The sequence below is a fragment of the Streptomyces sp. NPDC030183 genome, from assembly GCF_055573455.1.
In genome coordinates, this window is record NZ_JBVIBK010000019.1 from 194,546 (window position 1) to 209,031 (window position 14,486).

Genomic DNA, 14,486 nt, shown 5'->3' on the forward strand with positions numbered 1-14,486 from the left:
GGGTGCGAGCCTATCGGCTCCGCGAAACGCGGGCGAAACGTCGTCCGTCCGGTGAGACGGGGTCCGCGCCGGGGTCGATGTCCCGGGCCCGGTCGCTCATCCGGTCCCAGAAGCGGCGCATCCCGGCGACCGGCACCCCGCGCTGCCACGGGGCCTCCCGCCGCAACCGCAGCGAGGCCCACGCCCGCGGCTGCCACCTCTTCAGCATGTCCCGCTGGTGCAGGCAGAAGACCTCGCTGAACTCCACGCGCAGGCTCTCGACCTTGGCCGGATACGGGCACATCCTCAGCCGGCAGTCGTGCGTGCAGTTCGAACCCGGCTGCGCCTGGCCCTCCGCCCCGCGGACCGGGCGCAGGCGGGTGCGGTCCGCGCGGACGCACGTCGGCATCCGGGCCGGATCCCGCGCACACAGCTCCAGCAGGGGGAACGCGTCCTTCGGCCGGTGCGCCCGCTCGCCGAGCACCATCAGCAGCAGGACGTCCGCCAGCAGCTGCTGCGCCCTCGGGTCCAGCGTGCTCCAGCCGGTCGAAGGCGGTATCCACAGGTTGTGGGCCCGCTGTTCGCCCGGCAGCCCCACCTCGGTGCCGATGCAGGACGCCACCGCCGCCTCGTCGATCCACAGGAACCGCTCCGGCCGCCGCGTCTGCAACGCCCGGACCGCCAGCTTCGCCGCCCCCGCGACCAGCGGATGCTCCTCCCGGCCCCGGTCGCCCAGCGCCAGCCACTCCCGCACCTGCCCCCGGGGGTCCGAGCCCGGGCCGCGCAGCGGCTGGTCGGCGGTGACGTCGTCGGGCAGGCTCCACAGGGTCAGGGCGTGCAGCAGCGTCAGCCGCGTGTACCAGAAGGTGCTCTGCCGCAGCAGGTCCCGCGCCTGCTTGACGAGGAACTCGCGGGCCCCTCGGACGGCGCCCGGCCCCGGCCGCCGGTTGGCGGCGAACTTGAACCCCTGGGCCAGCGCCACCCCCAGTCCGACCAAGGCGCCGGGCCCGTCGTCGTCGATCGGGGCACGGGCCGCACCGGTCGCCACCCGCACCCAGTTGTCCAGGTCGTCACGGGGGCTCGCCTGGCGCCGGCCCATCGCCGCGGAGTCCACCAGCAGCGGCAGCAGCCAGGCCCGCATGGTGTTGCAGTTCCATCGGCCCTTCTCCGTCAGGGCCTCCTCCTCCGCCGCCCTGCGATCCTCCCGAGCCCGGTGGTCCGCCAGGTCCCACCGCCACGAGCGCGACCCGTCCGCCTCCTGCGGCGACCACGTCACCCGGCCCGCCGGGCGCCGGTGCCGCCCGGTCTCGACGGCGGCGCACGCCTCGGTGAGTTCGCGGCACAGCGCCTGATACGCCGGTTCGCCGCCCGCGCCCACCTCCTTCACCAGCGCCTCGCGCACCCGGCGGTCCGTCTCCTTGCCGCCGATCCGGAACATGACCTCGTACACCGGGTACGCCGGATGCTCGTCGCCGGGCGCGCGACCGCGTACGGCGGCCAGCCGGCGCACGGCCGTGCCGCACTGCTTCACCAGCGCGATCTTCGCCTCGCGCAGCCGGGCGGGGTCCTCGTTCTGGCCGAGCCGGTGCCAGTCCCGCTCGATCTCCCCGACGAGGTCCTCCTGCCGCGGCGCGACCGCCACACTGTCGATCTCCACGGCCGCGCCGTAGCTCTCCAGCGCCCGCAGCCGGGGACTGCCGCGGTCGTCGGACTCCCCGTCGCCGCTCTCCCGCCCGACCGCGTGCGCGGCGTCGGCCGCCTCGGCCAGCAGATCCTTGGCCTGAGCGGTGAGCAACTCCCGCATCCGGTCCACGGGGCAGGTCCGCCGGCCCGTCCCCGAGGGCCCGCACACGCACCGCCCCTTCGGCGACCGGGAGTACAGCGTGAGCGCGATGAGCAGTTCCCGCCCGCCCTGCCGCAGCGCCCGGGCGATGTGCGCGTCGGGCGCCTCGCGCGGGGGAGCGGAGGTCGTCGCACCGCCGCCGCGCGCGGGTCCGGCCGGGGGCCCGAAGATCTTGTCCAGGAACCGGGAGCCGAGATACGCCTGCACGATGCTGTGCTGGAAGCGGACCTGGTCGCCGCTCTCGTGGACCAGCCCCATCCGGGTGCCCCAGGTCGCGGCGATCCTGATGTCGACCCTGGGCCCCACCCACCAGCCGGAGCCGCCGGACGCCCCCTGGCAGGGGTGCCGCGGCATGCTCCAGGGGGCGCCACGCCGCAGGGCGTACGTCTCCGGGCACCACCTCAGTTCCCCCATGCGCCGGTTCAGTTCGCGGGCGACCCGCCCGTTCCACTCCCGGTTCGGGCCCGCCCGCACCGCGAACCCCCGGGCCCGAGACGCGCCGTCCGCGTCGGCGAGGGCCGAGCCCAGCTCCCCGAGCCCCACGTCGGCGCTGTCGGAGGCCAGCCCCACGCACGCGAGCGCCGAGATGTACTCCACCACCGCCAGCCTCGTGTCGTGGTCGATCGGCAGCTCGGGGTGGACGTCCCCGGCGACGAGGGCGTGGATCCACGTCTCCATCAGCGCCGCCCGCAGCCGCCAGCTGTCGTACAACAGGAGGTCCGGGTCACCGCCGTCGTCCCACAGGGGCTCCAGCAGGTCCTGGGCGTGCAGATCCCGGGCGATCTTCAGATAGATGGGGGACTCCGCCATGTCGGCGGCCTCCACGATGCGGTCCAGCACGGTGAGGTCGGCGCGCCAGCTGCCGCTGCCGGCGACGTACCGCAACGCCGCCTCGTTGCTCAGCGGCTCCAGCTCGGACACGGCCGCCTGCATCGCGCGCAGCGGGTCGTGCGGCCGCGAGGCGATCACCAGCGGCAGCCCCTCCTCGCCGGCCCTGCGGATCGCGTCCCGGATCAGGTTGTCCCGGCGGCCGGTCATGTCGTCCTCGCCGAACGCCTCCTCCAGGCCGTCCGCGAGGACCACGATCCGGTCCGCCCGCTGTCTGAGCCACCGCCAGATCCGGTCGACCTCGCCCTCGGAGCGCACCTTCGCCCGCACGATCTCCCGGAACCGGGCGAGCGCCAACTCGTCGAAGTCCAGCGGTTGGTCGCCCTGCACGTCCCGCAGCCGCACGGGGATGGGCACCGCCCCCACCGCGGCGAGCTTCTGCGCCAGCCGGACCAGCAGGGCGGTCTTGCCGACGCCCACCCCGCCGACGACGACATGGGGCCGCCGGACCTTCTTGTCGTTGAGGTTCTTCATGATGGCGTTGCAGAGCTGGTCGCGTCCGACCACCTCGTCCATCAGGCTCCCGGCCGTCTGCACCAGCCGCCCGGGGTCGTGCCGGGCCTGGTACGTGCAGTAGCGGCGGACCTGCCACAGACGCCAGGACAGGAAGAGGATGGTGGACGCCGAAAGCAGCAGGATCGGCATGGCCACGCCCGTCACCGCGTCGCACGCGGCGGCGTTGTTGTTCTCCTTGCGGCCGTTCCCCATGCACAGGTCGTGCGGCCCGAAGTCGTTCACCAGCGACGTCTTGCCGATCAGGTCCAGCACGGCGACGAAGCACCAGGCGAGGAGCCCCGCCGTCAGCAGGGCCATGAGCGCCACCAGCGCCGTCGTCCACGGCGGGTTCCACCACCGCCCGGCACGGGTGACGCCCCGGTGCAGCAGCCAGCGGCCGCGCAGATGCCAGAAGACGGAGACGAACGGGCGCCGCACACGCGCCCAGAGTTCATGGAGAGGGCCTGCCTGCGCCGGCCCCGTGACGATCTTGACCTTGTGCGGGTGGAGTGCGTATCCCATCGGCCACCACTTCGTCGGCTCGGCCGGGATCGGCCGGGGGCCGACGCTTCCGGGCACGGGATGTCGAGGCGGAGGGATCCCTGCCTTCAGTTCACCAGCAGGGGCCCGCCCCCGCCACTCGACGCCGCACGGTCAGCGCCCGCCGACCGCGGGCGACGGCGAGAACCGCACCGGCAGCCCCACCAGCCCTCGCAGCCAGGGCGAGGGCCGCCGCGTGAGCGTCTCCCGCGGTACGGCGAGGTCGAGGTCCGGCAGCCGGTCCAGGACGACCTCGATACCGGTGCGCGCGATGACCTCGGCGATCTCCCGCGCCGGGAACGGGCAGCGGTGCTCGCCGTGCCCGAAGGAGAAGTGCGCGCTGTTGCCGCCGGTGAGCGCGGAGCCGTGGGTGCGGACGCGCGGGTCGGAGTTGGCGCCCTGCAGGCCCAGGACGACCAGGTCGCCGGTGCGCAGGGCACGGCCGCCGAGCCGGGTCTCCCGGGTGGTCCAGCGGCCGGCCGCGTTCTGGACGGGGGCGTCCTCCCACAGCACCTCGTTCATGGCCTCCGCGACGCTGCTGCGCCCGCCGAACAGGGAGGCCGCGAACCGCTCGTCGGTCAGCATCAGCCGCAGGGAGTTGCCGATCCAGTCGGTGGTCGGCTGGTGCCCGGCGGCCAGCATGACCATCACGTCGTGCGTGACCTCCTCGACGGAGAAGCCGTACGCGGGCGCGTTCGCCAGCAGCCGGGACACCACGTCGTCCGCCGGACACTGCCGCCGCTCCGTCACGAGCCGTGTCATCGCCGCCGTCACCTCCGCCTCGGCGGCGCGCGCCCGTCCCTGGCCGTCGAGGATGTCGGTCAACGCCGTGACCAGGGACGGCCCCTGCTCCTCCGGGAACCCGAAGAGGTACGCCAGCACACGCACCGGCAGCAGTGCCGCGTACTGCGTCACCAGGTCGGCCGTGCCCGCCCCGCACACCGCGTCGAGCAGCTCGTCCGCGAACCGCTCGGCGTGCCCGCGCAGTGTGAACGGGTCGACCGCCTCCAGCGCCTCGCCGAGCAGGGCCGCCCGCCGCCGGTGCCGTTCGCCGACCGAGCCGAGGATCGACGGCTGCTCCCGGCTGATCACCGGCAACAGGGGCCAGTCGGCGGGGATGTTCGGCCACTGGTTCCACAACGCGGGGTCCCTGCTGAACAGTTCCGGGTCGCTCGTCACCTGGTGCAGTTCGCGGTAGCCCAGCACCAGCCACGCCGGTACGTCCCCGTCGAGCAGCACGGGCACGACCTCGCCGTGCTCGCGCCGCAGCTCGCGGTAGAGGGCGGCGGGGTCGCCCCGGAAGCGGGCGCCGGTGAGGGAGACGGGGAGGGGGACGGGCCCGGGGTGGCCCGGGCCCGGGCCGGGTGTCCGGCCGTCCCCGCCGGGCTCAGAGGTTGCGAAGTCCAACTAGTACCTGCTCCAGGATGTCCAGATCGATCAGCGTGGCCTTGTGCGGGTGCCGGGCACTGACCCGGCCCGCGGCGAGGAGGTCGGACAGCAGCACCTTCGTGATGCTCACCGGCAGCCCGAGTCCCGCGGCGATCTCCACGACCGCCGTGGGCCGTTCCGTCAGCCGCAGGATCGCCGTGTGCTCCGACTGCATCCCCGGCACCGGCTGCGACTCGGCGGTGACCAGGGTGACCAGGTCGAAGGGGGTGCCGGGGGCGGACCGGCTGCGGCCCTGGGTGAGGGTGTACAGCCGGTCGGGCAGGTCGTCCCTGCCGGGCCGGCTCATGACGAACGGGGCGCCAGAGCCGTAGCCGAAGTAACCGAGGGGGTCGCCGGTGTCGCGGGGATCGTCGGGGTGGTGGGGGATGTGGCGGTCACGGTGGTCGTCGTCGCTGCGGCGGCCGTGGTGGTCGTGGTGGCTGCGGGTGCCGTGGTGCTCGCGGCCGAGGCGGTGGAGGTCGGCGGGTTGGCGGTGGGCGACGCCGGAGAAGCCGGGGAGGCCGGGGAGGCCGGGGAGGCTGGTGGGGCCGACGAGGTGCGCCGGGCCGGCGGGGCCGGCGGGGCCGGGGGCGGGTTGGTCGGGTCGGGGGTGCCGGACGGGCGGTGGCGCGGGCGGGCGCTGAGGTGCTCGCCCAACTGCTCCACCAGTTCGCTCATGTTGTGTCCGACGAGCCCCGCGTCGGCCTCCTCGTCCGTGACGACGGCCAGATGCGCGCCCTCGCCGGCCTCCACGATGAACAGGACCCCGCCGTAGAACTCCGTCATCGCCGAGCGCACCCCGCCGCTGCCGTCGCCGAACTGCATGGAGGCCCCGTGGGACAGCGACTGCATGCCGGCGGCGATCGCGGCGAGCTGGTCGGCCTGGTCGACGGACAGCTCCGGCGTACGGCACAGCTTCAGTCCGTCCCGCGAGAGCACGAGCGCGTGCCGGGCACCCGGAGTGCGTTCCAGCAAACCCTCCATGAGCCAGGTGAGCCTGTTGTCGGCGGTGGTGCCGGTGCCGGTCATGGGGTGGGGTCGCCTTCCAGGTCGGGACGCGGACGCGGGTCCGGGTGGGATACGGGATCGGGGCCGGGGCGGCCCTCGGGTGCCGGGTACGGGGGAGCGGGGGCCGCGGAGGTGGGGGACGACGGGGCCTGGTCGGGGGCGGACGGGGCCTGGTCGGGGGCGGACCGGGTGGTGTCGTCGGCCGGCGTGGGGCTGACGTCCCGTACGGGCTCCCAGGCCAACTCCCGCAACGCGTCCAGCTTCCACTGGATGTCCCGCGCAGACTCCTCCACCTCCTCGGCCCCGGCCCCGGCCCGCCACGACACGTCAGGAACCGGCTGGGGCTCCTGGGGCGGGGTGCGGGTGGGTTCGCTCCGCCAGGGGGTGTCGCGGGCCGGCTCGGGTTCCTGGGGTGCCGTGGGGGTGGGGTTGGTCTGCCAGGGGGTGTCGCGGGTCGGCTCGGGGTTGCCGAGGGGGATCCGGGCGAGTCCCGGACGCCATGGGGTCTCGGGGGACGGCGCGGGCTCCCACGGCTCGTCCCGTACCGGTTCGAACTCCCACCGGGCGCCGCGCACGGGCTCGGGCTCCCAACCGGGGTCCGCTAGGGGAGCGGTCGGCTCCCACTCGGGTTCCGGTGCCGGGGACACTTCCCAGGTCGCCCCCCGGGCGACGCCCCACTCGGACTCCCGTACGGGCTCCAGCGCGAGCGGCGGTACGGCCCGGCCGGTCGGCGTCGGGCCGTCCACCGGGGCGCCGGGTCCCGGCTTCCCCAGGGGCTCACGTACCCGTTCCCCGTACCCCTCCCCGGCCGGTTCCCCAAGGGGCCCGCCCGTCGCGGTCGGTGCGCCGGACGCGCCCGGGGCCTGCGCACCGGCTAAGGCGCCCGGAGTCAGCGCGCCCGCGGAGGTGCCCGGGGCCTGCGCGCCCCCGGCCCCGGACGTGCCCCGGGGCCGCGGGCTCTCCGCCGGACCGGGGAGCCCCGTGGGCGGTTCGTCACCCGTCGCCGTGCCCTGCACGAACGCCTGGTCGAGGCCGCTCGTGCCGCGGACGGCGCGGCGGAAGCTGCTGAAGCGGACGGCGCCGGTGCTGGCGTCGTCGGCGGGCCGGGACTCCCGGGCCGGGCGGGCCTCCGGGGCCTGGGCACGCGTGCGGGCCTCGGCCTCGGCGAGGGACCGGCCGCGACGGCGCCGGGGGAGGCCGCCGGGCGCCGTCGGCGGCTCCTCGGTGCCGGGGGCGGCGCCGAACGGGGACTCGTGCGTCGGCGTCGGCTCGTCGTCCGGGTCGTGCGGTGCGGGCACGGCGGCGTACGGCGCCGGCCGGCCGGCGGGCCCGGGCGCCCGCGCCCCCGGGGCCGTGCCCGGGGCGGCGGCGGTGGTGGTCTCCTCGACCGTGCCCGGGGCGGCGGCGGTGGTGGTGGTGTCCTCGACCGTTCCCGCGGCCGTGTCCGCCGCCCGCACCGTACCGGCCAGCACGTCCTGCGGGACCAGCATCAGGACGCCCGTGCCGCCGCGGGCGGAGGGGCGGAAGGAGACCTTGAGGCCGTGCTTGCGGGCGAGGCGGCCGACGACGGCGAGGCCGAGGCGGGTGCCGGTGAGGCCGGTGATGTCGGCGCCCTCGCCGGAGACGGCGCGCTCGGCGCGGCGCAGCTGGACGTCGCTCATGACGAGGCCCGAGTCCTCGACGGAGATGATGACGCCGGCCGGCACCTCCTCGACGTAGACGTGGACCTCGGCGGTCGGCGGCGAGAAGTTCGCCGCGTTGTCGAGGAGTTCGGCGAGCGCGTGCATCACGCCCTCGGCGGCGTGCCCGGCGACGGCCGACTCGCTGGACGAGTGCAGCCGGACCCGGCGGTAGGCGCCGATGCGGCCCATCGCGCCCCGCAGGATCGACTCCATGGGGATCGGCTTGGCCCAGCGGCGCCCGGAGCGGGCGCCCGCGAGGACGGCGACGGAGTCGGCGAGGCGGCCCGCCTGGGCGGTGCGGTGGTCGAGGTGGAGCAGGTCGGCGAGGACGTCCTCGTCGGCGTGGCGCTCCTCCATCGCGCGCAGGTCGGCGAGGGTGCCGGTGGCGAGGGCCTGCATCCGGCCGGCCACGTTGGCGGTGACGGCGAGGGCGGCGGTGCGCTCGGCCTCGGCCTGCCGGGCGCGGTCGAGGAGACGGGACTTCTCCTCCTGGGCCTCGGTCTCCAGTCGGGCGTGCTCCTCGGCGAGCCGGCCGCGCTCGCGGTCCAGTTCGGCGGTGAGCCGGGTCCGCTCGCGGGCGTAGTCGGCGGCGATCCGGGCGCGGTCCTGGAGGAACTCCTCGGAGAGCCGAGCCCGTTCCTGCCCGAACTCGGCCGTCATCCGGGCCCGTTCCTGGAGGAGCATCCCGGCGTCGCGGGACACGGCGTCGAGGCGGCCCCGCAGCAGCCGCGCCGACTGCCGGGCGTGGACGGCGACCGCGACGGCGAGCGTCAGCAGCAGGGCGGCGGCACCCGCGCCACCGGCCAGCGGGACCCGTAAGGAGGCGGGGGCCAGCGCGACCGAAGCGCCGGCCGCGGCGGCGGTGAACACGGCGGTGACCAGGGGCAGGGGCAGGACTGAGCGGAGCGCGGGGCGGTCGCCCGGGGGGCGTGGGGGGCTGGGCGCGGTCATGGTCTGCTGTCCTCGGTCGGTTCTGGACTCGGTAACTCAGTCGGTTCCTGGTCTCGGTAACACGGTCGGTTCCTGTGCGAGAAGCGACACCTGGTGCTCAATTGGGCGTCACTATATGGGAGTTCGTGACCAGGGTCGGGCGGTTTCCGGTGAGCTCCCCAGAATCCGGCCACCGTCCCGAGGTCGCACCGCCGCCGCCCAGCCACAGTCCCACCGTCGCCCCGCCACCGTCCCGCTGTCACCGCGTGGTCACTGTCAGTGGTCGGATGCATGCTGGGGGGATGGAAGGTGCAGGGGAGACGCGAGCGAGGGCCCAGGCAGGGGCACGGTCACCGGCGGAGCGGAGCGCGGCGGCAGGGGCCCGTGCGGCGGCGCAGTCGCCGGAGGCGGCGGAGTTGCGGGCGGCGCTGACCGCGGCCGTGCGGGGCGAGGTCGCGTTCGACGCGACCGCGCGGGCGCTCATGACCATGGACGCCTCCAACTACCGCCGGGTGCCGCTCGGCGTGGTCGCGCCCCGGGACGCGGACGACGTGGCGGCCGTCCTGTCGGTGTGCCGGGAGCGCGGCGTGCCGGTGGTGGCGCGCGGCGGTGGCACGTCGATCGCCGGCCAGGCCACGGGCACGGGCGTCGTCCTGGACTTCACCCGCCATATGAACCGGCTGCTCGCCCTGGATCCCGAGGCGCACACGGCCGTCGTCCAGCCGGGCCTGGTCCTGGACCGCCTCCAGGACGCCGCCGCCCCGCACGGCCTCCGCTTCGGCCCCGACCCCTCCACCCACAGCCGCTGCACCCTCGGCGGCATGATCGGCAACAACTCCTGCGGCTCCCACTCGGTGGCCTGGGGCACCACCGCCGACAGCGTGCGCGAGCTGACGGTGCTCGACGGCACGGGCGCGACCCGTCGCCTCGGCCGGGGATGGTCGGGCGCCCCGGACGGCCTCCGGGCGCTGGTGGAGGGCGATTTGGCCCTGCTGCGCACCGGCTTCCCCGACCTGCCGCGCCGTATCTCCGGCTACGCCCTCGACGCCCTGCTCCCCGAGAAGGACGCCGACGTGGCCCGCGCCTTCTGCGGCTCCGAGGGCACCCTCGGCGTCCTCACGGAGGCGGTCGTACGCCTTGTCGAGGCACCCCGCGCGCGTGCCCTCGCCGTCCTGGCGTACGCCGACGAGAGCGCGGCGGCCGAGGCGGCCCCCGCCCTGCTGCCGTACGGCCCGCTGACCGTGGAGGGCATGGCGGCGGACCTCGTCCCGCCGGGCACGCCCGGGTTGCCGGCGGGCGGGGCGTGGCTGTTCGCCGAGACGGGCGGGGACACGGCCGCCGAGGCGCGGGCGCACGCCGCCGCGCTCGTGCGCGCGGCGGACGCGGCCGACGCGCTGGTGGTCACCGAACCCGCCGCCCAGCGCGCCCTGTGGCGGGTCCGCGAGGACGCCAGCGGTACGGCGACCCGGATGCCCGACGGCAGCGAGGCGTGGCCCGGCTGGGAGGACTGCGCGGTCCCGCCCGCCCGGCTCGGCGCCTACCTCCGGGACTTCCGCGGCCTCCTCCGCGTCCACGGCCTGCGCGGCACCCCCTACGGCCACTTCGGCGACGGCTGCATCCACGTCCGCATCGACTTCGACCTCCTCACCGGGCCGGGCGTCGCCCGCTTCCGCCGCTTCTCGGAGGAACTCGCCGACCTGGTCGTCTCCCACGGCGGCTCCCTCTCCGGCGAACACGGCGACGGCCAGGCGCGGGCCGAACTGCTCCCGAGGATGTACGGCCCCGAGCTGATCACGCTGTTCGAGCGCGCCAAGGCCCTCTGGGACCCGGACGACCTCCTGAACCCCGGCATGCTGGTCCGCCCGGCTCCCCTGGACACGAACCTGCGCTTCGCCCCGCTGCCCCGCGAACCGGTGCCGGTGGTGTTCGGGTACCCGGAGGACGGCGGCGACTTCTCGGCGGCCGTCCGACGCTGCGTGGGCGTCGCCAAGTGCCGGACCACGGAGCCGGGCCCGGGCTCGGACGCGGTCATGTGCCCCTCGTTCCGCGCGACCGGGGAGGAGGAGCACTCCACCCGCGGCCGGGCCCGCCTCCTGCACGAGATGCTGGCCGGAGAGGTGGTCACCGGCGGCTGGCGCTCGCCCGAGGTGCGGGACGCGCTGGACCTCTGCCTCTCCTGCAAGGGCTGCCGCTCGGACTGCCCCGTCGGCGTCGACATGGCCACGTACAAGGCGGAGTTCCTCCACCACCACTACGCGGGCCGCCGCCGTCCCGCCGCCCACTACACGATGGGCCGCCTGCCGCTGTGGCTCCGCCTGATCGCCCGCACCCGCACGGCCGGCCTCGTCAACGCCCTCGCGGGCGTGGGCCCGTTGGCCGGCCTGGCGAAACGGCTGGGCGGGATCGCGACGGAGCGGGAGCTGCCGAGACTGGCGAGGGTGCCGTTCTCCCGGTGGTACCGGGGGCGGACCGGGGAGCGGGACGAGGTGCGGGGCGGCGTGTACGGCGGGGGTGAGGGGGCGCGGGGCGGCGTGTACGGCGGGGGCGACGAGGCGCGGAGCGGCGGGGGCGGCGCGTACGGGGCGCCCGTCACCGTGCTGCTGTGGACCGACACCTTCACCGAGTACCTCTCCCCGTCCGTGGGGCGGGCCGCGCTGCGCGTGCTGGAGGCAGCCGGGCTGCGGGTGATCGTGCCGCCGACGCGGCGGGGCAGGGTCTGCTGCGGTCTGACGTACATCTCCACGGGCCAGCTCGACCAGGCCCGCGCGGTGCTGCGCCGCACGCTGGACACGCTGGACCTGTTCCGCGCGCCCGCCCCGAGGACGTTGCCGGAAGAGGCACCAAGCCTCGCCCCGTCGGCCCCTCCTGCCCCGCCCGGCCTGCCCGCCCCTCCCGGCCTGCCCATCGTCGTCCTCGAACCGAGCTGCGCGGCGACCCTCCGCTCGGACCTCCCCGAACTGCTCCCCGACGACCCGCGGGCCGCCGAGGTGGCCGCCTCCGTCGTCACCTTCGCCGAGGCCCTGGAGCGCCACGCCCCCGACTGGACCCCGCCCGCGATCGACCGCCCGGTGGTCGGCCAGACCCACTGCCACCAGCACGCGGTCCTGGGCGACGCCCCCGACCGCCGCCTCCGCGCCGCCGCCGGCCTCACCGGTCACCTCAGCGGCGGCTGCTGCGGACTGGCCGGCAACTTCGGCTTCGAAAAGGGCCACTACGACGTGTCCGTCGCCTGCGCCGAGGAGCAACTCCTCCCGGCGGTGCAGGCGGCGACGGAGGACACGCTGATCCTGGCGGACGGCTTCTCCTGCCGGACGCAGCTGGAGCAGCTGGCGGGAAGACGGGGCGCACACCTGGCGGAGGTGCTGGCGGAGGCGTTGGACCGGGGGAGAGGGGAGAAGGAGTGCACGGGGGAAAGGGAAGAGGCATGAGGTCATCCGAACGGGAACGAGTCGCCGTCCTCTCCGACATCCACGGGGTGCTGCCCGCCGTGGAGGCGGTACTGGCGGAGCCGGAGGTGCGGGCGGCGGACGCCATCGTGCTCACCGGTGACATCACGGCGGGGCCCCAACCGGCCGAGGTGCTGGACCTGTTGCGCGGGGAGGGCGACCGGGTGGTGTGGATCGGCGGTAACGCGGACCGTGAACTGGTCGAGTACCGCCGGGGCGCACGCGACGCGATCCCCGACCCGATCGCCCCGTACGCGGCGGAGGCGCTCAGGGACGAGCAGGTCGACTTCCTGGCGTCCCTGCCGAGGACACGCACCCTGGACGTCCGGGGCCTCGGACCCACGCTCTTCTGCCATGCGACGCCCCGCGACGACGAGGAGGTGGTGCTGGTCGACTCCCGGCCCGCCCGCTGGGCGGAAGTCCTCGCGGACGTCCCCGCCGACGTCCGCACGATCGTCTGCGGCCACACGCACATGCCCTACACCCGCCTCGCCGGGGGCCGTCTGATCGTCAACCCGGGCAGCGTCGGCATGCCGTACGGCCGCGCCGGCGCGCACTGGGCGCTGCTGGGCCCCGGTGTGGACCTCCGTACGACCCCGTTCGACATCCCCGCGGCCGTCGCCCGCCTCACCGCCGAGTGCGGGTACGAGGACATCGCCGCGTGGGCCGACTACTACCTGAACGCCCGGGCGACGGACACCGAGGCGCTGGCGGTGTTCGGCCCGAGGGACGGCAGAGGCGACGCGTGACGCGGCCGAAGCGGCAGCCGACCGCCGGGGTCAGCCGAGGTCCGTGACGTCCCTCAACCCGGTGGCCCGCCCCTCCGCGTCCCACTCGACCTCCTGGATGCCCACCACGGCGTCCCGGTTGAGCGGTCCGAAGACATGCGGGAACAGCACGTCGTCGCCGACACCCGGCGGCGGGGCGGGCGCCGCCGCCTCGAACTCCACGCGGGCGTCGAGCCGCTCCTCGTCGAGCATGAGCACGTGCAACGGCTTCGGCGCGTCCCGGTAGAACGCGTTGACGACGGCCACGGTCGTCGCCTCGTCCGGCGAACAGTGCACGAACCCGTCCTCGGCGAGCGAACCGGGAGCGTAGGGCTGATCGGGCCGAGCGGCCCAGGCCTCGGGGGATACGACGTGGTGGATCATGGGCCGGTTATACAGCACCCCCGACCACCCCCCGGCCCACCACCACGACGGCACCGTGCCCACAGCCGCCGCGACGACATGGCCGTCCCCTTCCGTCATCCCGACGCGCTGCCCGTTTCCCCGACGAAGTCCCTGATCGCCTCGGCGAGCCGTTCCGGCTGGTCCTCGGGGACGAGTGTGGAGGAGTCCTCGATCTCGATCAGCCGGCCCTTCGGGTACAGCGCGGCCAGGCGGGGGCCGTGCTCGCGCGGCATCAGGCGGTCCTCTGTGGCCCAGACGACGAGCACGGGGCGGTCGAAGTCCCGCAGACCCTCGCTCCACTCCAGCAGGACGTCCCGGCCGGGTGCCGACGTGGCGAACTTGGCGAAGTCCCGCCGGATGGCCCGGCTGCGGGTCGCGGGGCCGAACCACTCGGCGAGGATCTCGTCCGGGATGCCGCGCAGGCTCATCCCGCCGTATCCCCGGGGGTTGTCCCGGAACGCGGGGACCCGCATGAGGCGGGTCAGCAGCCGGACGCCGCCGGGCACCCCGCACACCTTGGCCAGGGCCCTGGCGGGGCCGGGCGGGAAGTTGTCGAACGCCTCGCAGGCGACCAGCACGAGCCGCCCGACCCTGTGGCCCCGCTCCTCCGTCACCAGGAACTGGCCGCCGCCCCAGTCGTTGAGGACGAGCGTCACGTCGTCCAGGTCCAGCCGCTCCATGAACTCGCCCAGCAGCCGTGCGACGCCGCGGTGGGACAGGTCGGCGTCCGGTCTCATCGGCCGGCGGTGGCCGCCGAGCGGCAGTGTGGGCAGGACGCAGCGGTAGCCGTCCAGGAGCGGGACGACCTTGCGCCACTGCGTCCCGGTCATCGGCAGACCGTGGCCGAACACGAGCACGGGCCCGTCTCCGCCGGTGTCCTGATAGTCGATCGTCCCGGCCGACAGCTCGACCTCCGGCACCACGCCACCCCCGTCTTCCGACGCTCGCCCACACCGGGACCGGCGGGGCCGTGTCCAACTTAGGCCCAATGCCGGTGACTTAAGTGGTTTTGTCTCGTTGTCGTTCGTGTGGCGAGGGTGGGGCAGGCCAGGACGCCTGCGGGTGAGCGGTTGTC

The 14,486-nt window shown here is 75.3% G+C and carries 8 protein-coding genes and 1 pseudogene; 2 read left to right on the forward strand and 7 right to left on the reverse strand.

Translation table 11 applies throughout. From position 1 onward, the window contains the following. Positions 1 to 10: 10 nt before the first annotated feature. The 5 genes and pseudogenes from ACZ4Z2_RS23790 to ACZ4Z2_RS23810 all read right to left on the reverse strand — a co-directional run bounded on the left by ACZ4Z2_RS23790 (position 11) and on the right by ACZ4Z2_RS23810 (position 8,814). On the reverse strand, positions 11 to 3,727 hold the full coding sequence (locus ACZ4Z2_RS23790) for an NACHT domain-containing protein (protein WP_468078657.1): 3,717 nt from the start codon (positions 3,725 to 3,727) through the stop codon (positions 11 to 13). 132 nt (positions 3,728 to 3,859) lie between these two features. Further along, positions 3,860 to 5,152 carry a cytochrome P450 gene (locus ACZ4Z2_RS23795; protein ID WP_468078658.1) on the reverse strand — a complete coding sequence of 431 codons (1,293 nt, stop codon included), beginning with the start codon at positions 5,150 to 5,152 and terminating at the stop codon, positions 3,860 to 3,862. Beyond that, complete coding sequence (locus ACZ4Z2_RS23800; RefSeq protein WP_159769147.1) at positions 5,133 to 5,480, reverse strand: DUF742 domain-containing protein; 348 nt, start codon at positions 5,478 to 5,480, stop codon at positions 5,133 to 5,135. Before ACZ4Z2_RS23800 ends, ACZ4Z2_RS23795 begins: the two co-directional genes overlap by 20 nt. 320 nt (positions 5,481 to 5,800) lie before the next feature. Next, positions 5,801 to 6,202 (reverse strand): annotated as a pseudogene (locus tag ACZ4Z2_RS23805) (roadblock/LC7 domain-containing protein); the annotation flags it as partial. Continuing rightward, positions 6,199 to 8,814, reverse strand: a complete 2,616-nt coding sequence (locus ACZ4Z2_RS23810) for a sensor histidine kinase (protein WP_468078659.1) — start codon at positions 8,812 to 8,814, stop codon at positions 6,199 to 6,201. The pseudogene ACZ4Z2_RS23805 and the gene ACZ4Z2_RS23810, both read right to left, overlap by 4 nt. Positions 8,815 to 9,095: 281 nt before the next feature. Between ACZ4Z2_RS23810 and ACZ4Z2_RS23815 the strand changes: the two genes are divergently transcribed. After that, positions 9,096 to 12,221, forward strand: coding sequence for an FAD-binding and (Fe-S)-binding domain-containing protein (locus ACZ4Z2_RS23815; protein WP_468078660.1), 3,126 nt, complete (start codon positions 9,096 to 9,098; stop codon positions 12,219 to 12,221). Further along, positions 12,218 to 12,988: a metallophosphoesterase family protein gene (locus ACZ4Z2_RS23820; RefSeq protein ID WP_468078661.1), complete on the forward strand. Its 771-nt coding sequence runs from the start codon at positions 12,218 to 12,220 to the stop codon at positions 12,986 to 12,988. The genes ACZ4Z2_RS23815 and ACZ4Z2_RS23820 overlap by 4 nt, the downstream gene beginning before the upstream one ends. Positions 12,989 to 13,018: 30 nt before the next feature. Here ACZ4Z2_RS23820 and ACZ4Z2_RS23825 read toward each other — a convergent pair whose 3' ends face one another. Together ACZ4Z2_RS23825 and ACZ4Z2_RS23830 are read right to left on the reverse strand one after the other, a co-directional pair. Further along, positions 13,019 to 13,390 (reverse strand): DUF952 domain-containing protein, encoded by a 372-nt coding sequence (locus tag ACZ4Z2_RS23825; protein ID WP_468078662.1) that lies wholly within the window; start codon positions 13,388 to 13,390, stop codon positions 13,019 to 13,021. A gap of 95 nt (positions 13,391 to 13,485) precedes the next feature. Then, entirely contained in the window at positions 13,486 to 14,331 is an 846-nt protein-coding gene (locus ACZ4Z2_RS23830; RefSeq protein WP_468078663.1) for an alpha/beta fold hydrolase, read from the reverse strand. Positions 14,332 to 14,486: the final 155 nt, after the last annotated feature.

Bases quoted from the DNA above. Each gene is read 5' to 3' on its own strand.
- ACZ4Z2_RS23815 (WP_468078660.1), top strand. From the start codon at position 9,096: ATGGAAGGTGCAGGGGAGACGCGAGCGAGGGCCCAGGCAGGGGCACGG.
- ACZ4Z2_RS23820 (WP_468078661.1), top strand. From the start codon at position 12,218: ATGAGGTCATCCGAACGGGAACGAGTCGCCGTCCTCTCCGACATCCAC.
- ACZ4Z2_RS23800 (WP_159769147.1), bottom strand. From the start codon at position 5,480: ATGAGCCGGCCCGGCAGGGACGACCTGCCCGACCGGCTGTACACCCTC.
- ACZ4Z2_RS23790 (WP_468078657.1), bottom strand. From the start codon at position 3,727: ATGGGATACGCACTCCACCCGCACAAGGTCAAGATCGTCACGGGGCCG.
- ACZ4Z2_RS23825 (WP_468078662.1), bottom strand. From the start codon at position 13,390: ATGATCCACCACGTCGTATCCCCCGAGGCCTGGGCCGCTCGGCCCGAT.
- ACZ4Z2_RS23810 (WP_468078659.1), bottom strand. From the start codon at position 8,814: ATGACCGCGCCCAGCCCCCCACGCCCCCCGGGCGACCGCCCCGCGCTC.